The organism is Kitasatospora sp. NPDC001547 (genome assembly GCF_042894165.1).
Lineage (GTDB): Bacteria > Actinomycetota > Actinomycetes > Streptomycetales > Streptomycetaceae > Kitasatospora.
In genome coordinates this window covers 105734-132000 of the sequence record NZ_JBIAVL010000001.1, presented here as the reverse complement: position 1 = coordinate 132000, position 26267 = coordinate 105734, and the positions used below count along the sequence as shown (strand labels likewise).

Here is a 26267-nt window from a genome sequence, read left to right as displayed (position 1 = left end):
CCGCCGGTCGTCGTCCCGCTCACTCCGCCACTCCCACTTCCGCCACTCCCACATCCGGCTGCCCCACGGTGGCCCGGTCGAGTTGCGGCAGGCGGCCCCACTTGCCCGCGTGCCACGGCTCCCGGTTGTCGCTGGGCCAGGCCCGGAACGGCCGGCCGAGCTCCCGGCAGAGGTACTGCGCGGCGAACCGTCCGCTGGTGGCGGCCCGGATCAGCCCGCCGAGCGCGGTCCACTGGCCCGCCATGGAGAAGCCGCTCAGCCCGGGCAGCCGCATCCGGTCCCGGTTGACCAGCCGGTTGGCGGCGTCCTCCGCCTCGGAGAAGGCCTGCCAGGCGAGGATGCTGCCGTAGGTGTTGCCGGTGAACCGCTCGGTGGTCACCGGCGAGGCCACGTCCACGAGTTCGATCCGCCCGCCGAGCCCGGGGTAGGTCCGCTCCAGGAACTCCCGGACGAACGCCGCGACTTCCTGCTTGCGCGCCCGGTAGGCCCGGCGGTCCTCGGTCCGCAGGTCCTTCCAGGAGCGGTAGTCGCTGAAGTAGGTGCAGTGCAGCACCGACTTGCCCGGCGGCGCGAAGCCGTCCGCGTAGGAGGAGCGCATCTGCACCACCAGGCTGCGCTGGAGCGAGCCGGGCAGCCGCGCGCCGTCCTCGGGCGCCAGCAGGTAGGTGGTGCTGTGCGGCTCGCCCGCGGGCAGCGGGCCGTCGATGCCGACGAAGGCGGACACCACGGCCGGGTACAGGTTGCCCGGCTTGTCGAGCAGTTCGCCGTACAGCTTCTCGGTGGCGGGGCTGGAGTAGCGGCCCTCCAGCAGCCGTTCGAGCACCGTCGGGCCGTCGCAGGCGGCCACCACGTGGTCGGCGTAGTGCCGTGAGCCGTCCCGGAGCTCCACCCCGATCGCGCGCCCGTCCTCGATCAGGACGCGCTCCACCCGGCAGCGGTAGCCGATCACCCCGCCGAGCGAGGTGTAGCGCTCCTCCACCGAGCGGGCCAGCCCGAGCGAACCGCCCTGCGGGAACCCGGCGTTGCCGTTGTGGGCGGCCGCCAGGGTGTACAGGTACGGCAGCAGCGGGAAGCCCGCGGGCTCCTGGAGGAACATGTTGGGGAACGCCCGCCGCAGCAGCGGGTCCTGGAAGCGCTCGGCGAAGCCGCTCATCGGGGTGGTCGCGGTGCGCCAGAACAGCCGGAACGCGGGCAGCACGGTGCGCAGGGTGCGCAGCCGTTCCGCCGGGGTGCGCAGCGGCGGCGGGATGAGGTCCCAGGGCAGCTCGATCGCGGCGAAGCGGCGCAGGTCCCGGCAGAAGGCCCGGATCGGCTTGGCGTCGCCGGGTGCGAGGGCCAGCAGGTGGGCCTCCAGCCGGTCCGGGTCGCCGTAGAAGGTGACGGCCCGGCCGTGTTCGTCGACGACCCGGTTGAAGGTGTCGAAGCGGGTCACCGACTTGCCGTCCAGGGCGCCGAGTTCGCTCCAGACCTGGTGCGCCCCGGTGCCCTCGGCGGTGCCGATCAGCCAGTCGATGCAGTAGTCGAACAGGTAGCCGTGCCGGGACCACGCGGTGCAGCAGCCGCCGGGCAGCACGTGCTTCTCGAAGATCCGGGTCTCCAAGCCGCTCATCTGCGCGTAGCAGCCGGTGGCGAGGCCGGCCAGGCCGGCTCCGATCACGATGACCCGGGGCGGGCTGCCGGGGGCCCGCTCCCTGGTGGACCAGTCCGGTCCGCGGTCAGCCGCGGCCATCGGCGGTCCCTCCGGCCAGGATGGAGCCCGCCAGTTCGGCGTTGCGGGCCGCGAACTCCCCGTCGAGCATCTCGGCGTGGGCGCCGTGCCCGACGTACACCGCGGTGCCCGTGGTGGAGGCGCCGTGCCAGGAGCCGGGCTCGCCGGCCACGTGCACCGAGAGCCGGTCGGATTCGCAGACGACGTCCAACTGGGCCTTCACCGTGCCGGTGTTGGGCGTTCGGCTGCTGAACTCCAGGTAGTCCCTGGCCTGTTCGATGGTCTCCTGGGCGACGATCCGTGAGCCGGTGTGGCGGTGCAGGTGCTCGTGGAGTTCGCGTTCGAAGACGGCCAGGTGCTCCTCGCCGAGGTCGAAGGCCTCGGTGACCCGGTAGGCGTCCACCAGCAGCACCGAGGCCACCTCTCGTCCGCGCCGTTCCAGCTCCTTGGCCACCTCGAAGGCGAGGTTGCCGCCGAGCGAGTAGCCGAGCAGGACGTACGGCCCGGCGGCGTGCAGTTCCTCGACCAGGTCCGCGTAGCGGGCGGTCTTGTCGTCGCCGGTCAGGTAGTTGAAGGAGGCGATCCGGTGCTCCGGGAGGTGCGCGGCGAGCTGCCGGTAGACCAGTCCGTGCCCGCCGGCCGGCGGGAAGCAGAACACCGTTCGGTCCTCGGGCGCCCCGGCGTTGAACCAGAGGTAGGGCTCGCCGCCGGCCACCTCGCCGGTGATGATCTGTTCGACGGTGCGGGCCATCCCGTGCAGGGTGGTGACCTTGAACAGCAGGCCGACCGGGATGCTGATGTTGAACTCGCTCTGGAGGTGGTGGATCAGCTCGATCAGCCGGATCGAGCTGCCGCCGAGTTCGAAGAAGTCGTGCTGGAGGCCGACCTGCTCCAGGCCGAGCAGGTTCCGCCAGTGCTCGGCGACCCTCGTCTCGTAGAGCGTGACGGGTGGTTCGTGCTGGGCCCCGGCGGTGTCGGCCTTCGGCTCGGGCAGCGCCGCGAGGTCCACCTTGCCGTTCGGGGTGAGCGGCAGGGCGGGCAGTTCGGTGAGGTAGGAGGGGATCATCACGGTGGGCAGGTGCTCGGCCAGGTGGCGGCGCAGTTCGCGGCGGTCCAGCGCGGTGCCCTCGGCGGGCACCACGTAGGCGGCGAGGACGGCCTCGCCCCGGGCGTCCTGCCGGACGGCCACGCAGGCCTGGGCGAGTTCCGGGCGGGCGGTGAGGTGGGCCTCGATCTCGCCCAGCTCGATCCGGTGGCCGCGGACCTTGACCTGGTTGTCGATCCGGCCGAGCAGGTGCAGGGTGCCGGCGGTGTCCCAGTGGCCGAGGTCGCCGGTGCGGTAGAGCCGCAGGGGCGTTCCGTCGAGCTCCAGGGTGACGAAGCGCCGGGCGGTCTGCTCCGGGTCGTTGGGGTAGCCGGCCGCGACGCCCGCGCCGCCGATCCACAGCTCGCCGGGCACGCCCGCCGGGACGGGCTCGCCGTAGGGGTCCAGGACGTACACCGCGCTGTTCGGGAACGGCCGTCCGATCGGCACCATCCGGCCGGGTTCCAGCCGGTCGGTCGCGCCCTCGTAGTAGGTGCTGTCGACGCTGGCCTCGGTGAGCCCGTAGGAGTTGACCAGCCGGGTCCGCGGGCCGCACAGGGCGCGCACCCGCTGGTGTTCGGCGGCCTTCCAGGAGTCGGAGCCGACGATCAGCAGCCGCAGGAAGTCCAGCGTCAGGCCCTCCCGCTCGCAGTGCGCCAGCAGTGCGCGGGCCACCGCGGGCACGAACTCGCCACCGTCCACGGCCTCCTCGCGCATCACCCGGTACAGCCGGGCGGTGTCGAAGAGCAGTTCCCGGTCGACCAGGACGAGGGTGCCGCCGGTGCTGAGCGCCCGGGCGAGGTCGCCGGAGAACACGTCGAAGGCGGTACCGGCCATCTGGAGGTGCACCCGCACCTCGGTGTCCAGCCGGTACTCGGCGCGCCAGCCGGCGGTGACGGCGGCCAGGTTGCGGTGGTCGACCCGGACCCCCTTCGGACGGCCGGTGGAGCCCGAGGTGTGGATCACGTAGGCGGCCCGGTCCGGGTCGGCGGCGGGCAGCGCCGCGGCGCCGTCCGGCACCGGCCGGTCCAGCTCCTCCAGGGTGACCGGCCGGGCGGGCAGGTCGGCCACCAGCGGGCGCCGCTGGTCGACCACCACCAGCTCCGCTCCGGCGTCGGCCACCTGGTGGGCGAGCCGGTCGGCCGGGTGTCCGGGGTCGAGCGGCAGGTAGGCGGCGCCGGCCCGCCAGATCGCCAGCAGGGTGGTGATCAGCTCGGGCGACTTGTCCAGGCAGACCGCGACCACCGAGCCCTCGCCGACGCCGAGTTCGCGCAGGCGTACGGCGGCGCGCCGGGCCTGCCGGTCCAGCTCGCCGTAGGTCAGCCGGCGGACGGCGTCCCGGCCGGGCGCGACCACCGCGACGGCCTCCGGCCGCTCGGCGGCGGCCTTGGCGATCAGCTCCGGCACCGGGGTGCCGTGCTCGATCCGGTGCCCGGCGCCGCTGAAGCCGGTGAGGATCTCCCGCCGTTCGGCCTCGCCCAGCATCCGCAGCCGGCCGACCGGCTCGCTCTCGGCGGCGCGGGTCATGGCGTCCAGCAGGTTGCGGTAGTGGGCGGCCAGCCGCTGGACGGTGGCGGGCTCGAAGAGGTCGGAGTTGTACTTGAAGACGCAGTGGAAGCAGCCGTCCGAACGGTCCTCGTAGGCGGACAGCGTGAGGTCGAACTGTCCTTCCTCCTCGGGCAGTTCGATGTACTCCAGGCGGTAGCCGAAGCGCTCCACGGCAACCTTGTGGGTGAGCAGGATGAACATCGCCTGGAACACCGCGGAGCGGCTCGGGTCGTGCTGGAGCCCGAGCTGCTCGACCAGCAGCGGGAAGGGGTACTCCTGGTTGTCCAGCCCGCCGAGCACGCTCTCCCGCACCCGGGAGAGCAGTTCGGCGACGGTCGGCTCCCCGGCCAGGCTCACGTGCAGCGGCAGCGGGTTGACGAAGTAGCCGTAGACGGAGGCGAACTCCTCCTCGGTGCGGCCGGTGACCGGGCTGCCGACCACGATGTCCGGCTGCCCGGACCAGCGGTGCAGCAGCAGGTAGTAGGCGCTGAGCAGCACCATGAACGGGGTGGCGCCGTTGGCGCGGGCCAGCTCGTGGACCCTGGCGGTGAGGTCGGCGTCGAGCCGGAAGAACTCGGAGGCGCCGTTGTGGGTCTGCACGGCCGGGCGCGGCTTGTCGGTGGGCAGCGCCAGCACCGGCATCTCGGCCGGCAGGTGGCCGCGCCAGTAGTCGAGCATCCGCCGGGCCTCGGGCCCGGCCAGGAAGCGGTTCTGGCGGTTGAGGAAGTCCAGGTAGCGGGCGGGCACCGGGGGCAGTTCCGGGGTGCGGCCCTGGCGCAGCGCCTCGTAGACCTCGAACAGCTCCTCGATGAAGGTGAAGGTGGAGATCGCGTCCGAGACGATGTGGTGGACGGCCTTCATCAGCACCCAGCGGTCCGGGCCGCGCCGGAACAGCCGCAGCCGCACCAGCGGGTCCTCGGCCAGGTCGTACGGCCGCCGGTACTCGCGGACGATCAGGTCGTGGATCTCCTCCCACGGCCGGCCCTCGACGTCGAACAGCCCGGTGTCGGCCTCGGCGTCCTCCCGGATCCGCTGGACCGGCCGGCCCTCCTCGGCCGTGAAGGCGGCGCGCAGCTCGGGGTGCCGGGCGACGAGGAAGCGGAAGGCCCCGAACATCAGCTCCGGGTCGAGCTCGGCGCGGACCTCGACGGCGCCGCCGATGTTGTACGCGAAGCCGTCCGGGTGGAGCAGGCGCAGGAACCAGAGCGCCTGCTGGTTGTGGGTGAGCGGGAAGCGGGACTCGTCGGTGTACAGCTCCACCTCGGCCTCGGCCGGGCCGCCGTCGGCGGCGAGCCGCTCGGCCAGGCCCTCGGTGAGCAGGTCGACCAGGTCGCCGACGGTGCCGTTGCTGAGCAGGGCCACCACCGGGAGGGCGACGCCGAGTTCGCCGTGCACCCGGGCGCGCAGCTCCATCGCGAGCAGCGAGTCCAGGCCGTGTGCGCCGAGCCTGGTCTCCGCGTCGATCCGCTCGGCGCCGATCCGCAGCACGGCCGCGGCGGCGGCGGTGAACCGCTCGGTGACCAGCTCCCGGCGGGCCTGCGGGTCGGCGGCGCGGTAGGCGTCCAGGAAGCCGCCGGTCTCGGCCGGGGCCTGTTCGGCGGCGCTCGCCGCCAGGTCGGCGACCAGCGGCGGCGGCGCCGGGTACCAGGCGAGGAAGGTCGGCCAGTCGACCACGGTGGCGACCAGCAGCTGGGCGCGGTCCTGGCCGAGGACGCGCTCCAGGACGGCCGTTCCGGCGTCCGGCGGCAGCGAGCTCATGCCGCGGGCGTCGCGGTAGTGGGCGACCAGGCCCAGCTCCTCGATCATGCCGGTGGCCCAGGGGCCCCAGTCCAGGCTGAGCCCGGGCAGCCCCTCGGCCCGGCGGTGGTGGGCGAGGGCGTCCAGGAAGGCGTTGCCGGCCGCGTAGTTGGTCTGTCCGGCAGTGGTGAGCAGCGAGGCGACGGAGGCGAACAGCACGAAGTGGTCGAGCGGTTCGTCGCGCAGCAGCCGGTGCAGCAGGTGGGCGCCGATCACCTTGGGGGCGTAGCCGGCGTCGAAGGACGGGCGGTCCATCTGGGCCAGCAGGGTGTCCTTGACCTGCCCGGCGAGGTGGAACACGCCCCGGATCGGCGGGAGTTGGCGCTGCCGGTAGTCGGCGAGCCAGTCCGCGAGGGCGGTCTCGTCGGTGACGTCGACGGGGGCGAGCAGCGGTTCGGCGCCGAGCGCCTGGAGTTCGCGCAGGAAGGCGATCCGCTCACCGACGGGGCTGTCCGGGTCGGTGTGCGCCCACTGGGAGCGCTCGGGCAGGGCGGTGCGGCCGACCAGGACCAGCCGCCGGGCGCCGCGCCGGACGAGGGTGCGGCAGAGCAGCCGGCCGAGGGCGCCGAAGGCCCCGGTGACCAGGTAGCTGCCGTCGGGGCGCAGGACCGGCGGCAGCGGGCGGGTGAGGCCCTCGGCCTGCCGCAGCCGACTGGTGAGCCGGCCGCCGGCCCGCAGGGCGATCTCCTGCTCGTCCCGGGCGGCGAGTTCGGCGAGCAGCGCCTCGGCCTGGTCGGCGGCCTCGACGGCCGGGTCGAGGTCGATCAGGGTGCCGTGCTGGGCGACGAGTTCCTGCTGCCAGAGCACCCGGCCGATGCCCCAGGCGGGGGCGCCGAGCGGTTCGACCCGGTCGCCGGGGGCGGCGGGCTGGGTGCCCCGGGTGACGATGTGCAGCCGGCCGTCCGGGCGGGCGGCGGACAGGGCCTGGGCAAGGGTGATCAGGGAGTAGGCGCCGAGCGTGGCGAGCGGGCCGAGCCGGTCGGCGGAGGTGGCGGCCAGCGCGGGCTGGTCGAGGTTCCAGAGGTGGACGACGGTGGCGAACCCTCTGTCCAGGTCCGCGAAGAGCCGCTGGAGGTCCTCGGCGGAGTCGGGCCGGACGGTCGAGCGCCCCTCGTCGTGCCGGTACCCGGTGCCGGGCCGGACCAGGTGGCAGCGGGCGCCGCGCCCGGCGGCCAGTGCGGCCAGCCGCTCGGCGAGGCCGCCCTCGTCGGCGAACAGCAGCAGGTCGCCGGGGTCCTCGTCGGCGGCCGGTCCGGCGGCGGCCACCCAGGCGACCTCGGTGAGCCAGCCGTCGATGGTGGCGAGCCCGACGGAGGCGGGGGCCTGGGCGACGTCGGCGACCCGGAAGCCGGTGACCCTGCCGACCGGGGTGCCGTCCTCGGCGTAGAGCGCGAGGTCGCCGACGAGCTCCTCGCCGGTGTCCCGGGTGACGGTGGCGTGCACCCACAGCGGGCGGTCGCCGGTCCCGTCGAGCCGGACCTCCTCGATCGAGACGGGGAGCCGGACGCTGCCGCCCTCGGGCGCCTCCAGCTGGGTGGTGAGCAGGGTCTGGAAGCAGCCGTCCAGCAGCACCGGGTGCAGGTGGTGGTCGGCCGCGTCCGGGCCGAGCTGCGCGGTCGGCCGGACCAGGGCCAGCGCCTCGCCGGGGCCGGCCCACACCTCGGCGATGGTCTGGAAGGCGGGCCCGTAGTCGTAGCCGCGCGCGGCCAGTCGCCGGTAGCAGTCCGGGCCGTCCAGGTGCCGTCCGCGGGCGCGCAGGGCGTCGATGTCCGGCGCGGGCCCGTAGGAGCGGCGCTGGCCGGTGCGGACCCGGCCGCCGGCGTGCACGGTCGGTTCGCCGCCGGCGGGGGTGGAGGCGACGGTGAAGCGGGCGTCCTCGGGCGAGTAGCCGAGCTGGACGGGAACGGGCTCGGTCTCGGAGAGGAACAGCGCCCGGTTGAGTTCGACCTCGGCCAGCGTGACCTCGGTGCCGCCGGTCAGGGTGCGGACGGCCTGGGCGGCCATCTCCAGGTACCCGGCGGCCGGGAAGACCACCTGGCCCTCGATCCGGTGGTCGGTGAGGTAGGGCAGCCGCTCGGGGTCGAGCGTGCCGGTCCAGCCGGGCTGGGCGGCGGCGGTGCGGCGGCCGAGCAGCGGGTGGTCGAGCCGGCCGAGCCGGACCTGCGCGACCGGCGCGGGCTCCACCCAGTACCGGTCGCGCCGCCAGGGGTAGCGGGGCAGCGGCACCGGGCGGCCGCCCGGGTGCAGCGCGTTCCAGCTCAACTCGACGCCGAGGGTGTGCAGTTCGGCGAGGCTGCGGGCGAAGCGCTCGGGCTCGTCCTGCTGCCGGCGGATCGACGGCAGGGTGTGCGCCTGCTCGGCGCACTCGCGGATCGCGTGGCCGAGCACCGGGTGCGGGCCGAGCTCCAGGAACAGCCCGTGGCCGTCCTCGGCCATCCGCTCGACGGCGGCCCGGAAGCGGACCGGGTTGCGGACGTTCTGCCACCAGTACTCGCCGTCCAGCTCCGGCCCGCGGGCGAGGCCCTCGCGGGCGGTCAGGTACAGCGGCAGCCGCGCCTCCTGCGGCTTGATGGCGGCGAGCGCGGCCACCAGCTCGTCCCGGATCGGGTCCATCCGCACGCTGTGGTAGGGGACTTCGACGTCCAGCAGACGGGCGAAGACGCCCTGTCCGCGCAGTTCCTCGGCCAGTTCGGCCAGCGCCTCGGCGTCCCCGGCCAGGGTCACCGCGGAGGGGCTGTTGACCGCGCCGAGCGAGACCAGCGAGCGGTACGGGCGGATCCGGCGCTCGGCCTCGGCCTCCGGCAGGCCGACCGCGAGCATGGTGCCGGTACCGGCCAGGCGCTGCTGGAGCCGACTGCGGGCGAGCACCACCCGGACGGCGTCGGCCAGGTCGTACACCCCGGCCTCGTGGAAGGCGGCGACCTCGCCGGTGCTGTGGCCGACCACCGCGTCGGGGCGCAGGCCGTGGCTCCGCCAGAGCGCCGAAAGCCCTACCTGGACGGCGAAGTTGGCGGGCTGGGCCAGCCAGGTCTCGGCCATCCGGGAGTCCGCTTCGGGGCGGCCCAGCTCGGTCAGCAGCGACCAGTCGGCCTGGGCGCGGATCTCCCGGTCGACGGCCTGCACGGCCTCCCGGTAGACCGGCTCGTGCTCGTACAGCCCCCGGCCCATCCCCCACCACTGCGGGCCCATGCCGGTGAACACCCAGGCCAGTCGGCGCTGCCGGCGCTCCCGGGCGCGGCCCTGGACCACCCGGGGGTGCTCCTCGCCGCGCTCGTACGCGGCCAGCGCCTCGGCCAGGTCCTCCCGGGTGGAGTAGACCACCCCGAGCCGCTCGGGCAGGTGCTGGCGGCGGTGCGCCAGGGTGTGGCCGAGGTCGGCCAGGGACACCCCGTCGGCGAGCTCCTGCCGTACGGCGGCGGCCAGTTCGGGCAGTCCGGCGGTGTCCTTGGTGCTCAGCGGCAGCACCGTGCGGGCCGGTTCGGCGGCCGGTACGGCGGGCGCGGGCCGCGGCGGCTCCTCCAGCAGGACGTGGGCGTTGGTGCCGCCGAAGCCGAAGGAGTTGACGCCGGCGCGGGCCGGGCCCCGGTGTTCGGGCCAGTCCACCGGGGCGGTCGGGATCTCGAACGGCAGCGCGTCCAGGTCGATGCCGGGGTTGGGCTGCTCCAGGTTGAGGTGCGGCGGGATGCGGCGGTGCTTGATCGCGAGCGCGGTCTTGATCAGTCCGGCGACGCCGGCCGCCGCCTCGGTGTGCCCGATGTTGGTCTTGACCGAGCCGACGTAGCAGCGCTCCCCGGCGCGGCGGCCGATGCCGAGCACCCGGCCCAGGGCGGCGGCCTCGATCGGGTCGCCGACCGGGGTGGAGGTGCCGTGCGCCTCGACGTACTGGAGGCTGCCGGGCCGCACCCCGGCCTCGGCGCAGACCCGCTCGATCAGGGTGACCTGGGCGTCCGCGCTGGGGACGGTGATGCCGTTGGTGCGGCCGTCCTGGTTGACGCCGGTGCCGAGGATGACGGCGTGCACCGGGTCCCCGTCGCGCAGCGCGTCGGAGAGCCGCTTGAGCACGACCACGCCGACGCCCTCGGCCCGGACGTAGCCGTCGGCGGAGGCGTCGAAGGCGCGCGAGCGGCCGTCCGCGGAGAGGAAGCCGCCCTTCGTCTCGGCGATCGTGTACTGCGGCGCCATGTGCAGCAGGGCGCCGCCGGCCAGGGCGAGTTCGGTCTCGCCGCGGAGCAGGCTCTGGCAGGCGAGGTGGACCGCGACCAGCGAGGAGCTGCACGCGGTGTCGATCGAGACGCTGGGCCCGCGGAAGTCGAAGCAGTGCGAGATCCGGTTGGACACCATCGTCATCATGGTGCCGGTGGCGGTGTGCGCCGCGATGGTGGCGAAGTCGAGGTCGGCGAACTGGAGGATCTTCCAGTCCAGGGTGAAGGCGCCCATGTAGACGCCGACCTCCCGGCCGGCCAGTTCGCCGGGGCGCAGGCCGCCGTCCTCCAGGGCCTCCCAGCTGACCTCCAGGAGCTTGCGCTGCTGCGGGTCCATGTGTTCGGCCTCGCGCGGGCTGATCCCGAAGAAGTCCGGGTCGAAGGTGTCGAAGCCGTCGATGTAGCCGCCCCGGCCGCCGATCAGCCGCCCCGGCTTGGCCCGGTCCCTGCTGCCCAGGGTGCCGGTGTCGTAGCGGTCGGCGGGCGTCTCGGTGAGACAGTCCCGGCCCTCGATCAGGTTGCGCCAGTAGGAGCGGTGGTCGTTGGCGTGTCCCGGCAGGCGGCAGCCGATACCGGTGATCGCGATGCGCTCGCGGGGCACGGCGAAGGGCGAGGAGGTCATGATCCATTCCGAGGGTGAAGGCGTGGCGCCGGGGGCACGGGCAGGTGGGGGGCGGCCTCACGGGCCGGGGTTCAGACGGACTGCTCGGTGGCCTTCGCCCGGCGCCAGGGGTGCAGCAGGGTGGCGCCGAGCTCCCCGGTGGCGGGGAACGCGGCCGGGTCGGTGAGGCCGACGGCCTTCGGCACTCTGCCGGGCCGCCAGGTGAAGCTCCCGAACACGTGGTCCCAGAGCGAGAGGTCCGAGGCGTAGTGGCCCGCTTCGGCGAGGTCGGTGCTGTGGTGCAGGCGGTGGAGTTCCGGGCCGGCCAGGACGTGGCCGAGCAGACCGATTCGGACATCGATGTTGGCGTGGACGAAATACCCCTGGGCAAGCACGAATATTCCGACCACGAACACCGAATCCGGGGAGAATCCGATCAGCGCCAGTGACAGTTGGACCACGGACTGGGCGACGAGCACGTCCAGGAAATGATTCACGCCGTTGTTCGCGACGTTCACCTTGTCCGGGACGTGGTGCACCCCGTGCAGCCGCCAGAGCCACCGGTTGCGGTGGGACCAGCGGTGCACGAGGTAGTCGCCGAGCGAGCCGACCAGCAGCGCGAGTGGGATCTCCACCGCGAACGGCAGCGCCGGGTGGGCCGGGCCGAGCACCTCCACCAGCGTCGTGACCAGCCCCTGGGCCAGTGCGCCGCCGACCATGCTCAGCACGAAGTAGACGCTGTACCAGCCGAGTTCGCGTCGGCTCGGGTGCCATTCGGTCCGGTACGGGATCACCCGCTCCAGGACCGCCAGATATCCGATGACGGTGACCAGGAAGAGCGGGGAGACCCGGTCCGGCGCCCAGCGGAAGTGCAGGGTCGCGACGGCCGTGCACAGCACACCCAGGAGCAGCAGCGGATGGGCGAGCCGGCGGGCAATGGCTGACAGCACGCGCCCCCCGTTCTTCGCGGACTAACGACTGGAAACGTCAGAGACTCTAGCGGCAGACACGCGTCGTGACAGTCATTCGACGTGTTAACTCCATGAATGACCCGATCGGCGGACTATACGCGCACGAAGTTGACGTCTGAGCGGCGCGAAGGGGGCGCATTTTCGAGAAGAGCCGGGAGTTGGCGGCGTGCGGACTCGGTTGTTCAGGCGAACGGGCGCTGGTGTGCGCCCCTTCCACGCCGCCCTGCGCCGCCACCGATCCGGCCAACCGGGACGGACGCCGCCGCGGCCCCCCGGACCACCACCCGGTCAGGACCGGGCCGGCTCCACCAGTCGGTGTGCGGCACGGGGCGCGTGCGCCGCGAGACGGTCGCGCAGACCGCGCAGCTCGTACTCGACCAGCGCGGGCAGCGCGGTCGCGCCGGTCGCCGCCAGGGCGGGGCCGAGCAGTTCGACGGCCGTCGCCGGGTCGTGCGCGCAGACGTGGCAGTCGGCCGCCCGGACGGTGAAGAGCAGGCGGCTGGAGGGCAGCTGGTCCGGGCCGAGCAGGCCCAGGGCCGTCTCGGTGGCGTTCAGCGCCCGGCGGGCCAGCCGGGGGTCGTCGGTGGCCGCGGCGAGGTCGCGCAGCGCGGCGGCCGCCGCGGACTCGACCCGCATCCGCATCGAGGCGATGGACAGCCACGGCACGTCGACCTCGTCCTCCGCGCCGATGTGGTCCAGGTGCGCCCGGGCCAGGCCGATCTGCCGGACGGTCGCCCGCACGTCGCCGGTGAGGGCGTACGCCCGGGCCCGGCTGATCCGGCCCATCGCCCCGGCCCAGTGCCGGTCCGGGGCGACCCGTTCGATCTCGCGGGCGTAGCCGAGGGCGGCGACCGGGTCCCCGTCCAGCCGGGCCAGGATGCTCATGTCGCTGAGCGTGCCGACCTGGGTGGGCTGGTCCGCGGCCAGGCCGGCCCAGGTGAGGGCGCGGTCGTAGCAGGCCATCGCGGTGGCGTTGCGGCCGTCCTGCATCCGCAGCGCGCCGGCCGCGTGGGCGTGCTCGGCCGCCAGCCGGACCAGCGGGCCGCGCTGCGCGGCGGGGGCGGCGGCGAGCCGGGCGAGCACGGCGCGCAGGGTGCGCTCGACGGCGGCGGCCAGGCCCGGCCGGTCGCCGGTCTCCCCGGAGCGCAGGTGGGCGGCGAGCAGCCCGGTCAGCGCGTGCGCGGTGACGGCGTCCAGCGGGGGCGCGGCGGCCGGGTCGGCGAGCGCCTCGGGGGCGCAGAACTCGGCGTGCAGCGCGGCGAGTTCCCCCCGCTCGGGGACGGCGCAGCCCTCGGCGCCGTGCAGCGGGCAGAGCAGGCCGTAGTCGGGCAGCCGCGGCGGAGCGGGGGCCGCGGGCGGGACGGGCGCGCCGGCCGGCTCCCCGCCGGGCAGCGGGGGCCGGAGCAGCGCGGGCGAGAGGGCGTCCGGGACGTGGAGCTCGGCGCTCTCGGCCCGCTGGCAGGCGGCGCTCAACTCGCCGCCGGCGCCGAGGAGGTCGTCGATCCGGTCGGCGATCCGGGGGGTGACCCGGCGGGCGCCGTGCTCGATCCTGCTGACCGCGGTGTGGTCGTAGCCGATCCCGGCGCCGAGCTGCGCCTGGGTGAGGCCGGCCCGGCGCCGCCAGTGCCGCAGCCGGGCGCCGAACTCCCGCCAGGCGTCCTGCCCGCGGCCGGTCGGCGGTGCCGGCACCGCCGCCGCAGGGGCCACACGGTTCCGCTGCACGGCTGCCTCCCCGGGCGCGTCGTCCCCGGCGGCCGGTCGCAGGGCCCGCCGACGATTCCTGTGATTCCGACGACTCCGATGACGAGGACGGTACTCGATCGCCACCCGTCCCGTACATGACGTGGTCTCAACCACTTGAAGAAAACCCCAGCTTGACGGAATTTGCCAACCCCTTTCCCGCCGCGCACCAGGCATTGACCCGGGCATGACGCCGTGTGAGGGTTCGGGGCACCCGAGCGCGGACGGTCCGCACGGCCGTCCTCCCCATGCGGCCCTGCGGTGTGCCACCAGCCCTACCGTCCGCGGTCGAGGACCCCCACATGCGAGGAGCCTCGATGCAACGCAGGATTTCCGCGGGGAGGTTGCTGACCACAGCGACCACCCTGACCGTGCTGGCCGGCATGATCGCCGCCACCGCGGGGCCGGCCACCGCCGCGCCCGCCCCCTCCCCGGCCCCGCCGAGCGCGCTGGCCGCGGCCGTGAACGCGGCCGACGCCGCCACCGCGGCCGGCCTGGACGCCCTGGCCAAGGGCCCCGACGAGACCTACGAACGCAAGTCCGTCACGCCCTGGGTCGCCGGCCTCTACTCCGTCGCCTACGAGCGCAGCTACCACGGCCTGCCCGTGGTCGGCGGCGACGCGGTCGTCCTCGCCGACGGCCAGGGCAGGATCCGCGGCCTGCAGTCCGCCGCCCCCGGCCCCGTCGGCGGCTCCACCACCCCCCGGATACCCGCCGACCAGGCCGAGAAGACCGCCCGCACCGCGCTACCGACGGCGGACGCCGCCGAATCCCCCCGCCTGGTCGTCCGGGTCAAGGACGGCCAGGGCGCCCGCCTGGCCTGGGAGAGCGTCCTCACCGGGCACCGCGGCGCCACCCCCAGCCGCCTGCACGTCTTCGTCGACGCCGCCACCGGCGAGGTGATCGACAGCTACGACGACGTCCGCGCGGGCACCGTCAACAGCGAGTGGAACGGCCCGTCCCCGAGCATCAGCACCACCAGCTCGGGGGGCTCGTACTCGCTGCGCGACCCCAACCGCCCGGGCCTGTCCTGTTCCGACTACGGCACCGGCCAGGTCTTCTCCAAGTCCAGCGACACCTGGGGCAACGGCAGCGCCTCCAGCAAGGAGACCGGCTGCGGCGACGCGATGTTCGCGGCCCAGAAGGAATGGGACATGCTCCGCGACTGGCTCGGTCGCAACGGGCACAACGGCAACGGCGGCAGCTGGCCGGTCAAGGTCGGGCTCAACGACGTCAACGCCTACTGGGACGGCAGCACGGTCTCCATCGGCCACAGCCAGGCCAACAAGTGGATCGCGTCCATCGACGTGGTGGGCCACGAGTTCGGCCACGGCCTGGACCAGTACACCCCCGGCGGCGCCAACAACGAGTCCGGCCTGGGCGAGGCCACCGGCGACATCATGGGCGCCCTCACCGAGTCCTACGCCAACCAGAGCGCCCCCTACGACGCCCCGGACTACACCGTCGGCGAGATGATCAACCTGGTCGGCAGCGGCCCGATCCGCAACATGTACAACCCCTCACTGGTGAGCAACAACCCCAACTGCTACTCGGCGTCCATCCCGCAGACCGAGGAGCACGCGGCGGCCGGCCCGCTGAACCACTGGTTCTACCTCCTCGCCGAGGGCTCCAACCCCGGCGGCGGCAAGCCCACCAGCCCCACCTGCAACAACTCCTCCGTCACCGGCATCGGCATCAAGGACGCCGGCCGCGTCTTCTACGGCGGCATGCTCCTCAAGACCAGCGGCATGACCTACAAGCGCTACCGCACCGCGACCCTGACCGCCGCCAAGAACCTCGACCCGACCTGCACCTTCTTCACCCGCACCAAGGCCGCCTGGGACGCCGTCAGCGTCCCCGCCCAGAGCGGCGACCCCACCTGCACGCCGTCCGGGAACAGCGACTTCTCGCTCTCCCTCAACCCGGCCTCCGGCTCCGTCCAGCCCGGTGCCTCCACCACCGCCACGGTCGCCACCGCCGTCGCCTCCGGCACCGCCCAGACCGTCAACCTCACCGCCTCGGGCCTGCCCGCCGGCGTCACCGCCACCTTCAACCCCTCCTCGGTGCAGGCGGGTTCCTCCTCGACGCTGACGCTCGCGGCCTCCGCGGCGGCCGTGGCCGGGACCTACCAGATCACCGTCACCGGCACCGCCGGCTCGACCAGCCACACCGCCCAGTACGGCCTGACGGTCGGCGGCGGGGGCAACCCCGGCGGTCCGGCGCCCGACATCGACGTCGCCAAGGTCCAGGCCCACCTGTCCCAGCTGAACAGCATCGCCAACCAGAACGGCGGCCACCGCCGGGCGGGCAGCGCCGGGCACAGCCAGTCGGTGGCGTACATCAAGGGCAAGCTGCAGGCGGCCGGCTACAACGTCACCGAGCAGACCTGCACCTCCTGCACCTACCAGTCCAACAACCTGATCGCCGACTGGCCCGGCGGCCCGTCCGACCAGGTCACCATGTTCGGCGCCCATCTGGACAGCGTCTCGGCCGGCCCCGGCATCAACGACAACGGCTCCGGCTCGGCCACCCTGCTGGAGAACGCGCTCGCGCTCGCCCAGCAGAACCCCAGCCTGACCCGGCACGTCCGGTTCGCCTGGTGGACCGGTGAGGAGCAGGGCCTGCAGGGCTCGCAGTCCTACGTCGGCCAGCTGAGCTCCGCCCAGCGCTCCGCGATCAAGGCGTACTACAACTTCGACATGGTCGGCTCGACCAACGCCGGCTACTTCATCAACAACATCAACTCCTCGGCCTCCGCGCCGATGAAGGCCTACTGGGACTCGCTGAACCTCAAGCCGGAGGAGAACGTCGAGGGCCAGGGCCGCTCCGACGACTACTCCTTCCAGCAGGCCGGCATCCCGACGTCGGGCTACGCGGCCGGCGCCAGCGACACCAAGACCTCGGCGCAGGCGGCCAAGTGGGGCGGCACGGCGGGACGTTCCTACGACTCCTGCTACCACTCCTCCTGCGACACCACCAACAACATCGACGCGACGGTGCTGAACCGCAGCGCCGACGGCGTGGCGTACACCATCTGGAAGACCTCGGTCGGCGGCACCACGCCCGCCAACGACTTCTCCGTCTCGGTGAACCCGACCACCGCCACCGTCAAGCCCGGTGAGACCGCCACCGCGACGGTCGCCACCTCGACCACCTCCGGTTCGGCCCAGACGGTCAACCTGACCGCCTCGGGCGCCCCGGCCGGGGTGACGGTCTCCTTCAACCCGTCCTCGGTGCAGTCCGGCGGCTCGGCGACGCTCACCGTCGCCACCTCCGCCTCGACCGCCGCCGGGACGTACAACATCACCCTGACCGGGACCGGCTCGGCCACCCACAGCACCAGCTTCTCCCTGGTGGTGGGCGGCGACACGCCGAACCCCGGTGGCACCTGGGCCGCCGGCACCACCTACCAGGCCGGTGACGTTGTGACCTACAACGGGGTCAGCTACCGCTGCCTCCAGGGCCACACCGCCCAGGTCGGCTGGGAGCCGCCGATCGTCCCCGCGCTCTGGCAGCAGGTGTGACCGAGGCGCTCCGACGCCTGTGAAGCCGCTGCGCCGCGGTCCGTCGAGGGGGACGGACCGCGGCGCAGCCGTACTCGGGGCCGGTGACGGACGGCGCGGGGCGCCGCCGGGCCTCAGCCGGGGTGGAAGGCGACCCGGACGGTGGCGTCGAACGGGACGATCAGCCCGTTGCCCGTCTCCCACGTCCAGTCGCGCGGGACGAGGAACATCCGCCCGCCGGCGTGGGCGAGCAGCCGCAGGCCCTCGTAGCGGTAGCGGAACCGCGCGCCCGGCTCCACGTCGGACAGCGCGGTCTCCCGAACCCCGGACCAGCCCAGGTGGAGGCGCTCCGCGGTGTCCAGGACGACCGCCGGACGCCGGTAGAGGTGGTGGGCGAGCTGCTCGGCGTCGGCCGTGCCCTTCTGCTGGGCGTAGCCGCCGACCGCCCAGTACGAGCAGAGCACGATGATCGCCACGCTGATGCCCAACGCCGCGCGCTCCCCGGCCAGCGGGTACGGCGCGCCGGTGCTGCGCACGTACATCGTCCGGGCCAGGACCCCGAGCAGCAGCGCGCCGCCGATCAGCAGCGGGGTGCCCGTCGTCCCGGCGTCGAACACCTCGAAGCCGGCCAGGAAGCCGAGCAGCAGCAGCGGTACGACCAGCGCGATCACGGCCAGGCAGATCCACCGCACCGTCCGGGCGCCGCCCCCGCCGCCGCCGGCCGCCCTGGTCGCGAGGTGGTAGACCAGCGCGCCGACCAGGGCCCCGCACAGGGCGACCCCGGCCGGGACGTAGAGCGCGGGGGAACTGCGGAGCAGCAGGTCCTGGGTGGCGAAGCCGATCGTGCCGGCGTCGATGCCGAAGTAGGCGTAGAGCGAGCTGGTGTAGGCGTAGCCGAAGAAGAAGAGCAGCGCGGTGAGGAGGGTGGTCGGGGCGACCCAGGAGGCGAGCTTGGTGATCCAGTCGGTCCAGGAGCGCGCCTCCGGCTGCCGGGGCTCGCCCGCGGGGTCCTCCTCGGCAGGGCTCAGGGGGTGCTCCCGTCGCCGGTGGCGCCGCCGCCGTACGGGGTCGACTCGCCGGTGGGGCTCCCGCCGTCGTCCGGTGTTCCGCCGTCGTCCGGGGTCCCGCTGTCGTCGGTGGTGGCCCCTTCGTCCGGGCTGATGATCTGCACCGAGCCATCGCCCTGGATCCGCTTGGTGGAGTCGTCCGCCGACACCGTGAGGCAGATGGTCCGGGCCGTCGTCTTCGGCTTCCACTGCGGGAGGGTGAACTCGGCCGGCTCGGTCCTGCCGTCGGTCACCCGGACCGTTCGCTCGGCCGGGGTGGCGTACACCGTACTGCCGCAGTCGGCGACCTTGCTGATGACGGCCTCGAAGCTGGTCTTCGACGGGAAGGAGAGGCTGATCAGGGCGGTGTTGTCGGTGCCCTGGACGCTCGCCGAGGGCTGGCCGGCGTTGCGGAACCCGCCCTGGTCCGCCTCCTCCTTGGTCCGCTGGTCGTCCGGCCGGCCCGAACCGCCGTTCCGGTCGTTCTGCCCGGTCTGGTTGGCGCCGGTCGAGCCTGAGTCGCCGCCGCCACCGCAGGCCGCCAGGGCCGGGACGAGCAGGGCGGCCGCCAGCCACCGGGCCGCGCGGCTGGTCCTGCCGCCTCCGAAGTGTCGGGTCCCGGGCATGCGTTCTCCCATCCGCGCAGCGAACAGGGGGCCGGTCGCCCCCGCCGCACGGTATCCGTGCGCGTACGGCCGGGCGGGCCGCCGCGCTGCCCCCGGCCGGGCCCGCCACCCATTCGGTGCAACCCCCGGACGGTCAGGGCCTACAGTCGTCCCGGAACGGACGAACCGTCAGCAGAACGGAAGGACCCCGAACCGTGAGCACGGACACCCGCCCGGTACCGGAGCTGGCCGCCGAGGTCGTCGAGCAGTGGCGGGCCGAGGAGGCCGAGCTCGTCGACCTGCTGGCCCGCGCGCAGCGCGGCGTCGGCGGCGTCGCCGCCTTCCGGCTCGGCCCGACGCCGACCGTCCTGGTCACCGACCCGGCCGCGGTGCAGCACGTCCTGGGCCGCCACCCGGACCGGTACGTCAAGCGCTCGCACCGCGCCCGGATGCTCGTCGGGGACGGTGTGCTGTCCGCCGCCGGAGACGCCTGGAAGCGTCAACGCCGTTTGCTGCAGTCGCAGTTCACCGGCACCGGGATGCGCCGCTACGAGCGGCGGATCGCCGCGGCGGCCCGTCGGACCGCCGACCGCTGGGAGGGGTACCGGCGCACCGGGGAGACCTTCGACGTCGGCGAGGAGATGCGCGGCTTCGCCCTGGACACCGTCTGGCGGGCGCTCACCGGGCTGCCGCTGGACGACCGGACGGATCGCGAACTCCGCGCGGTGGAACGGGTGGTGGCCGCGATGCCGACGCTGCCGACCAACGCGGCGGACGCCCGGGACGCCGTCGCCGGGGACCTCGCCCGGATCGACGCGGTGGCCCACGCGGCGATCGACGCGGCACGCTCGGCCGGGCCGACCGAGGAGCCCGGCGTGCTGCGGACGCTGATCGAGGCGGGCGAGCAGTACCCCGAGTACACCGACCGGCTGATCCGCGACGAGCTGGTCACCCTGCTCGTCGCCGGCCACGAGACCACCGCCACCACGCTCACCTGGCTCTTCCTGCTGCTGGACCGCCACCCCGGGGCCCGGACGGCCGATCCGCAGGCCCTGGTGAGCGAGACGCTGCGGCTCTACCCCTCCGCGTGGCTGCTCCCCCGGCACGCCGTCGAGGACGACGTCGTCGCCGGGCACCGCATCGCCGCCGGGACGGACGTGCTGGTCTGCCCGTACCTCACCCACCGCGACCCGGCGCTGTGGCCCGACCCGGAACGCTTCGACCCCGCCCGCTTCGCCCCCGGCGCGGACCGCCCGGGGCAGCTCGGCGCCTACTTCCCGTTCGGCCTCGGCGCCCGCGCCTGCCTGGGCACCCAGTTCGCACTGCGCGAGACCACGGCACTGCTGGAACTCCTGCTGCCGATGGGGCGGTTGGCGTTCCGGTCGCGGCCCGCGGGGGCGGCGTACAGCATCACCGTGCGGCCGGACGGGCCGACGCCGGCGGTACTGGGCTGAGGCAGGGCCCCGGGGGCGGCGTCGAATAGCGTCGGACGGCGTTCGACGCAATTCGAGGAAAACGGGCTCCGGCTGTCACACATCCGCGCCGCGATCCGTCGGACCGGTGACCGCACGGTTCACCCGCGAGAAGAGGAACGCCACGATGAACGCCCGCCCGATCACCGCCGAGATCCCGCTGCGCCCGCGCATGGCCCAGGACCCGGTGGAGCTCGTCCCCGAGATCTCCGAGGTCTCGGCCGCCCTGTTCAAGGCGACCGGCAACCACTCGGTCCCCCGCAGCACCATCAGCCTGATCCAGCTGCGGGCCGGCCAGATCGCCGGCAGCACCTACCTGACCGTCCTGCACACCGGCTTCCTGCGCAAGGCCGGCGAGTCGGAGGAGCGGATCGCCTCGGTGGCCGGCTGGCAGGACTCCCCCTGGTTCACCGCCCCCGAGCGCGCCGCGCTCGCCCTGGTCGAGGCCGTCCTCCAGCCCAACCCCCACGGTGAGCGGGTGTCGGACGCGCTGTACGCCGAGGTCGCCGGGTACTACGACGACAAGGCGTTGACCACGCTCATGCTCGCCATCGGCCAGGTCAACTTCTTCACCGCCATCGCCCTGGTCGCCAAGCCCGTCCCGGGCCGCTCCTTCACCGACCCCTGGGCCTGACCGGCCCCGGGGCCCGGCCCCGGTAGCCCGCCCGGCCGAGCGCCGGGCGGGCCGTCCCGCCGTCGACCGGTCCGGTGGTCCGGCATAGGCTGATCCGCGCCCGAACGGACCTTCGTCCGGTCATCGGGCCGGCGGGCCGACATGCCGGAGGGGGCGTGCCCGCAGCACACACGGGATCGCAGGGGGGACGGAACCATGTCCGGGGAGCGTAGGAACGACCGGCACGACCAGGACGGCCGGCACGACGAGGACGGCCGGCACGACGAGGACCACTGGCACGAAGACGATCACTGGCACGGCGAGGACCACGTGCACGACGACGGGTTCCACGGGCCGGACGGCCACGGGGCCTACCAGGGATACGACGAGCTCGCTGACGACGACGGCCCGTACGACGCCCGTGACGCCTACGCCGAGGACGGGGACGGCGACGGCGACGGCGACGGCGCCCCGCGCGGTTCGGCCAGGCGCCGGATCGTGCTGGTGGCGGTCGGCGGGGTCTTCACCGCCCTGCTGGCGGTCGGCGGCTACGGCGCCTACAACGTGATGAACGCCGTGACGAACAACGGCCCCTCCGGCGGCGGCCAGGGCTCCAGCGCCGCGGCGCAGGCCCCGCAGGTCCCGCCGACCGCCGAGCAGGCCGAGTCGGCGGCCAGGGAGTTCCTGGCGGCCTGGAGCCGCGGTGACGTCACGGCCGCCGCCGGTCTGACGGACCGCCCGGAGAGCGCCCGCGCCGCGCTGACGTCGTTCCAGCAGCAGGTGGGTGCCCGCTCGCTCGCCCTGACCGGGACGGGCCGGGCGCAGACCGACACCCCGAGCGAGCCGGCCCTCGGGTTCCGGGTGAAGGCGGAGTTCGAGGGCACCCCGGACGCCTGGGAGTACGACAGCGTGCTGAGCTTCGTCCGGTCCCAGGACGGGCGGCCGGTGGTGCGCTGGCGGCCTTCCGTGGTCCACCCCAGGCTCACCACCGGGACGACCATCGGGGTGAGGGCGCTGCCCAACCCGGTGTCCAAGCCCACCGACCGCAAGGGCCGGCCGCTGGACGCCTTCCCGTCACTGCGCGCCGTCCTCCCCCAGATCGCCCCGCCGGACGGCGCCGCCGTCGCCACCGGTCGGGCCGTGGTGCTCTCGAACGCCGGCGGGACCGGCGGCGAGCCGGAGCAGCTGTTCGTGCTGACGCCGTCGAGCGCCCCGCAGGTCAGGCTCACCCTGGACGCCGACCTCCAGCAGGTCGCCGAGGACGCGGTCAAACAGCAGTCGGCGAACGGCAATCCGGCCTCGCTGGTGGCCGTCCAGCCGAGCACCGGCAACATCCTGGCGATCGCGAGCGCCCCGCAGGGCGGCTTCAACCGGGCGGTCGCCGGCGGTCAGGCGCCCGGCTCGACGATGAAGGTGATCACCTCGGCCGCCCTGCTGGAGGCCGGGGTGACCCCGGACACCGTGGTGCCCTGCAAGGACACCACCTACTCCCCGCGCGCCTGGCACAACGACGAGCGCGGCGACTTCCCGGACTACACCCTCGCCGACGACTTCTCCCACTCCTGCAACACCGGCTTCATCGACAAGGGCCTGGAGAAGCTCCAGCCCGGCGCCCTCGGCAAGGTGGCCCGTGAGCAGTTCGGCCTCGGCCTGGAGTGGCACATCGGCATCCCGAGCCGGGACGGCACCATCCCGGCGCCCGGGAACAAGGACGAGGCCGCGGCCCAGTACATCGGCCAGGGCCAGATCCAGGTCAACTCGCTGCTGATGGCGTCGGTCGCCGCCACCGTGCAGAGCGGAACGTTCCGCCAGCCCGTGCTGCGCGAGGACGCCAAGCGGGCGACGGCGCCCGGCAGGCTCCCGGCCGACGTCGCCCGGGACCTGCGCGCCATGATGGCCAGGACCGCCACCCAGGGCACCGCCCGCACCCCGATGGCCGGCCTGTCCGGCCAGATCGGCGCCAAGACCGGCACCGTCGAGGCCGGCGGGCAGAACAACAACAGCTGGTTCATCGCCTACTGCGGGGACCTCGCCGTCGCCGCCGAGGTCGAGGGCGGCGGGCACGGCTTCAGCGCGGCGGGCGTGGCCGCGGCCCAGGTGCTGAAGGCAGGCGGCAAGGGCTGAGCGGGCGGCCGTACGGCCGTGCGGCGGCCGCGCGCCGGCCGTGCGGCCGCCGGGTGTTCAGGAGGATCCGCCCCCGCCGCGGATCAGGCGGAGGTTCGGCAGGCCGGGGTACGGCGGGGTGTGCTCCGCCTCCCGGTCGGTGATCAGGTCGGCCAGCATCCGGGCGCCCCTCGCCCGGAACGCGGCCTTGCGCTCCTCGTCGGCCTCCTCCTCGCCGGGGTAGAGGGTGATGTGGACGGCTCCCTCCTCGTCCTCCCAGGAGTAGCTGCGGTACGGCGGCAGCTCGGGCCAGTCCGGCTCGGCGCCGTCCGGCGCTTCGGGCCCGTCCTTCGCCTCGGGCTCGTTCGGCATCTCCGGCTCGTCCGTCATGGGGAACCTCCGGTGGTCGTCCTCTGGTGGTCTGACACCGTGGGCAACGAGCCGGGAGCAAAAAGGGCCCGGTCCGGCGGCTCGCTCCTCCCCGCCCACGGCACCGCCGGACGGCTGCCGGGGGGCCAACTTCCGTACGCCGACCGTCCACTTAACGACAGGTCGGGCCTTGATAGCGTCGGCACCGTAACGCCGCGTCACCACGGCGCAGCAGCAGCACCGACGAAACGAGAGGGCGTCACATGGCCCCCAGGACGATCCGCCGAGCCGTCATCCCCGCCGCCGGGCTCGGCTCCCGCCTCCTGCCGCTGACCAAGGCGACCCCCAAGGAGATGCTGCCCGTCGGTGACAAGCCGGTGATCGAGCACACCGTGCGGGAGCTGGTCGAGAGCGGCATCACCGACATCACCATCGTCGTGAACGGCGACAAGGGCCTGATCCAGGAGCACTTCCGCCCCAACCCCGTCCTGGTCGAGCAGCTGCGCCGGGACGGCAAGACGGCGTTCGCGGCGGCGGTCGAGGAGGTCGGCGAACTGTCCCGCAAGGGCCACATCAGCTACCTCTACCAGCACGGCCCGTACGGCAACGGCACCCCGGTGCTCAACGCCGCCCGCCACTTCGGCGACGAGCCCTGCCTGGTGCTCTGGCCCGACGACGTCTTCGTGGCCGAGGTCCCCCGCGCGCAGCAGCTGATCCGGGCGTACGAGCAGACCAACGCGCCGGTGCTCGCGCTGATGCCGATGGCGCCTGAGGACTCCTACCGCTACGGCGTGCCGGTGGTGAAGGAGGACCTCGGCGGCGGCTCGCTGCGGATCACCGGCCTGGTCGAGAAGCCGAAGCCGGACGACGCGCCCTCCTCCTACGCCGCGATCGGCGGCTACGTCATCACCCCCGGCATCGTCGACGAGCTGCGCGAGCTGACCCTCCGATGGGCCGAGAAGCCCGAGGACGAGGTGTACCTGACCGACGCCATCAACGCCTACGCGGCCCGGCGCGCGGTCTACGGGCAGGTCATCGACGGCACCTGGTACGACACCGGCAACCCCGCCGCCTACCTGCGCGCCCAGTTCGCCGCCGCGCTCGCCAATCCCGAGTACGGCCCCGAGCTGCGCCGGCTGGCCGCGGAGCTCTCCCCGCCCGTCGCCCGGTAGGGGCGCGGGACGGGCCGTGCCCGACGGGCGGGCCGACGGGCCGTACCCGACGACCGGGCACGGCCCGTCGGCCCGGCCGGTCAGTAGTCCGGCAGGTCGAAGGCGAGGGCCGCCTGGTGGAGCGCCTCCAGCCTCGGGTCGACCAGTCCGAGGTTCGTGACCATCTCGGACCGGGCCTTCCGGTCCCCGGTCACCTCCAGGATCGCCTGGTTCGCGGCCACGTGGTCGCGCAGCCGCCGCTCGTAGGCGGGGAAGGCCGTGCGGTGGTCGCCGTCGGCCGCGTGCAGTTCGCCCGCCAGGACGTAGGCGGCGGTCAGGGCCACGCTGGTGCCCTGGCCGGTGGCCGGGGAGCAGCAGTAGCCGGCGTCGCCGAGCAGGACGACGCGGTTCTTGGACCAGCGGTCCATCCGGATCTGGGCGATGACGTCGTAGTGGAAGGACGCCCCGGGCTCCTCCATCGCCCGGAGGAAGCGCGGCACCTCCCAGCGGGCGTGGGCGGACCGCTCGGCGACCAGCGCGCGCTGCCGGGCGGGCTCGCGCGGGAGCATGTCGTCGAGCGGCTCGTCGCTGTGGAAGCCGACGAAGACGCGCAGCTCGCTGTTCTCGCGGACGGTCATCGCCATGCAGAACCAGTTCGGGTCGGCGCTGTCCCGGAAGGCGACCTCCCAGCGGTCGAGGCCGAGGTGGTTGGGCGCGCTCCAGCCGGCGAGGTAGGTGCCGATGGGGTGCAGGTAGTCCGCCTCGGGGCCGAAGACGAGGCGGCGGGTGTTCGAGTGCAGGCCGTCGGCGCCGACGACCAGGTCGAAGGGGCGCTCGGTGCCGCTGCGGAACCGCACCTCGACGCCCTCCGGGTGCTGCACCAGGGTCTCGATCGCGTCGTCGAAGCGGTACTCGACGCCGGGCCCGGCGCTCCCCGCGGTTACGGCTGCTCCGGCTGCTCCGACGGCCCCGGCGGCCCCGGTGCCCTCGGCGGTCTTCTCCGCTCCGACGATCAGCTCGGCGAGTTCGTCGCGCAGGATCTCCACGTCCGGGCCCTCGATCGGCCCGCCGCTGGCCGTCCACTCGGTGCTGCGGTTCAGCTCTCGGCCGTCCGCGTCGACCACGGACATCCCGAGCAGCCCGGTCCGGCGGGCCCGGACCTCCTCCAGCAGCCCCATCCGCTCGACCACCGTCAGGGCGGTGCCGCGGATGTCCACCGCCTGCCCGCCGCCGCGCAGCGAGGGGGCCCGCTCCACGACGGTGACGTGGAAGCCGTAGCGGTTCAGCCAGTAGGCGAGCGCGGTGCCGGCGATCCCGGCGCCGGAGACCAGGACCGAGGTGGTGCGCGGGTCGGAGTCCGGCCGGGTGCTGTTCGACATGGTGACCTCCCATGGGTCGTCTGCCTCGTTTCGACTCCAGCCTGGGACGGGCCACTTGCAGGTGGTGGACAGGGCGCTGTCACCGCTGACAGGTCACCGGCACCGCGCTGACAGGACGGTGCCCTCGCCGGGCCGGCGCGGCGCCGGCGGCAGCCGTCGCTCGGCGCCGCACCGGCCGTGGACGGGGCGTGGACGGGGCGTGGGCGGGCCGTGAACGGGGCGCCGGCGGCGGTGGTCACCGGATGGTGGACGGTGTGTCATGAATCGGCAACACCGCTGCGACCAGGCGCGATACGAATTGCCCGGGCACCGGAGGGCCCGTATGGTGCTCGGACGCCGTCGCGCGGACGGCTCGGGGGACGCACGAGAGGTGAA

At 74.0% G+C, this 26267-nt stretch carries 12 protein-coding genes; 5 read left to right on the top strand and 7 right to left on the bottom strand.

All coding sequences use genetic code 11. From position 1 onward, the window contains the following. Positions 1 to 19: 19 nt before the first annotated feature. The 4 genes from ACFY0X_RS00550 to ACFY0X_RS00535 all read right to left on the bottom strand — a co-directional run bounded on the left by ACFY0X_RS00550 (position 20) and on the right by ACFY0X_RS00535 (position 13633). Complete coding sequence (locus ACFY0X_RS00550) at positions 20 to 1729, bottom strand: phytoene desaturase family protein (RefSeq protein WP_387747212.1); 1710 nt, start codon at positions 1727 to 1729, stop codon at positions 20 to 22. Beyond that, positions 1716 to 10961 carry an amino acid adenylation domain-containing protein gene (locus ACFY0X_RS00545; RefSeq protein ID WP_387747210.1) on the bottom strand — a complete coding sequence of 3082 codons (9246 nt, stop codon included), beginning with the start codon at positions 10959 to 10961 and terminating at the stop codon, positions 1716 to 1718. The genes ACFY0X_RS00550 and ACFY0X_RS00545 overlap by 14 nt, the downstream gene beginning before the upstream one ends. A 71-nt stretch (positions 10962 to 11032) precedes the next feature. Next, complete coding sequence (locus ACFY0X_RS00540) at positions 11033 to 11890, bottom strand: sterol desaturase family protein (protein ID WP_387747208.1); 858 nt, start codon at positions 11888 to 11890, stop codon at positions 11033 to 11035. 309 nt (positions 11891 to 12199) lie between these two features. Further along, positions 12200 to 13633 carry a helix-turn-helix domain-containing protein gene (locus ACFY0X_RS00535; RefSeq protein ID WP_387747206.1) on the bottom strand — a complete coding sequence of 478 codons (1434 nt, stop codon included), beginning with the start codon at positions 13631 to 13633 and terminating at the stop codon, positions 12200 to 12202. A 335-nt stretch (positions 13634 to 13968) separates the two neighbouring features. On the opposite strand from ACFY0X_RS00535, the gene ACFY0X_RS00530 reads away from it, so the two are divergent. Then, complete coding sequence (locus ACFY0X_RS00530) at positions 13969 to 17175, top strand: M28 family peptidase (protein WP_387747204.1); 3207 nt, start codon at positions 13969 to 13971, stop codon at positions 17173 to 17175. Between the two features lie 113 nt (positions 17176 to 17288). Here the strand turns inward: ACFY0X_RS00530 and ACFY0X_RS00525 are convergent, their stop codons facing one another. After that, on the bottom strand, positions 17289 to 18410 hold the full coding sequence (locus tag ACFY0X_RS00525) for a hypothetical protein (RefSeq protein ID WP_387747202.1): 1122 nt from the start codon (positions 18408 to 18410) through the stop codon (positions 17289 to 17291). Between the two features lie 610 nt (positions 18411 to 19020). Between ACFY0X_RS00525 and ACFY0X_RS00520 the strand changes: the two genes are divergently transcribed. The 3 genes from ACFY0X_RS00520 to ACFY0X_RS00510 all read left to right on the top strand — a co-directional run bounded on the left by ACFY0X_RS00520 (position 19021) and on the right by ACFY0X_RS00510 (position 23014). After that, positions 19021 to 20259: a cytochrome P450 gene (locus ACFY0X_RS00520; RefSeq protein ID WP_387747200.1), complete on the top strand. Its 1239-nt coding sequence runs from the start codon at positions 19021 to 19023 to the stop codon at positions 20257 to 20259. Between the two features lie 145 nt (positions 20260 to 20404). Next, positions 20405 to 20911: a carboxymuconolactone decarboxylase family protein gene (locus ACFY0X_RS00515; RefSeq protein WP_387747198.1), complete on the top strand. Its 507-nt coding sequence runs from the start codon at positions 20405 to 20407 to the stop codon at positions 20909 to 20911. A 195-nt stretch (positions 20912 to 21106) separates the two neighbouring features. Then, positions 21107 to 23014 (top strand): penicillin-binding transpeptidase domain-containing protein, encoded by a 1908-nt coding sequence (locus ACFY0X_RS00510; RefSeq protein WP_387747196.1) that lies wholly within the window; start codon positions 21107 to 21109, stop codon positions 23012 to 23014. Between the two features lie 57 nt (positions 23015 to 23071). On the opposite strand, the gene ACFY0X_RS00505 is transcribed toward ACFY0X_RS00510, so the two are convergent. Continuing rightward, positions 23072 to 23383, bottom strand: a complete 312-nt coding sequence (locus tag ACFY0X_RS00505; RefSeq protein ID WP_387747194.1) for a hypothetical protein — start codon at positions 23381 to 23383, stop codon at positions 23072 to 23074. Between the two features lie 242 nt (positions 23384 to 23625). On the opposite strand from ACFY0X_RS00505, the gene ACFY0X_RS00500 reads away from it, so the two are divergent. Then, positions 23626 to 24534 (top strand): UTP--glucose-1-phosphate uridylyltransferase, encoded by a 909-nt coding sequence (locus ACFY0X_RS00500; protein ID WP_387747192.1) that lies wholly within the window; start codon positions 23626 to 23628, stop codon positions 24532 to 24534. A gap of 80 nt (positions 24535 to 24614) precedes the next feature. On the opposite strand, the gene ACFY0X_RS00495 is transcribed toward ACFY0X_RS00500, so the two are convergent. After that, positions 24615 to 25892 (bottom strand): FAD-dependent monooxygenase, encoded by a 1278-nt coding sequence (locus tag ACFY0X_RS00495; protein ID WP_387747190.1) that lies wholly within the window; start codon positions 25890 to 25892, stop codon positions 24615 to 24617. Positions 25893 to 26267: the final 375 nt, after the last annotated feature.

What these genes read in the sequence shown, in the direction of transcription:
- ACFY0X_RS00550 (WP_387747212.1), bottom strand. Translation starts at nt 1,729, where the DNA reads ATGGCCGCGGCTGACCGCGGACCGGACTGGTCCACCAGGGAGCGGGCC.
- ACFY0X_RS00545 (WP_387747210.1), bottom strand. Translation starts at nt 10,961, where the DNA reads ATGACCTCCTCGCCCTTCGCCGTGCCCCGCGAGCGCATCGCGATCACC.
- ACFY0X_RS00530 (WP_387747204.1), top strand. Translation starts at nt 13,969, where the DNA reads ATGCAACGCAGGATTTCCGCGGGGAGGTTGCTGACCACAGCGACCACC.
- ACFY0X_RS00515 (WP_387747198.1), top strand. Translation starts at nt 20,405, where the DNA reads ATGAACGCCCGCCCGATCACCGCCGAGATCCCGCTGCGCCCGCGCATG.
- ACFY0X_RS00510 (WP_387747196.1), top strand. Translation starts at nt 21,107, where the DNA reads ATGTCCGGGGAGCGTAGGAACGACCGGCACGACCAGGACGGCCGGCAC.
- ACFY0X_RS00505 (WP_387747194.1), bottom strand. Translation starts at nt 23,383, where the DNA reads ATGACGGACGAGCCGGAGATGCCGAACGAGCCCGAGGCGAAGGACGGG.
- ACFY0X_RS00500 (WP_387747192.1), top strand. Translation starts at nt 23,626, where the DNA reads ATGGCCCCCAGGACGATCCGCCGAGCCGTCATCCCCGCCGCCGGGCTC.
- ACFY0X_RS00495 (WP_387747190.1), bottom strand. Translation starts at nt 25,892, where the DNA reads ATGTCGAACAGCACCCGGCCGGACTCCGACCCGCGCACCACCTCGGTC.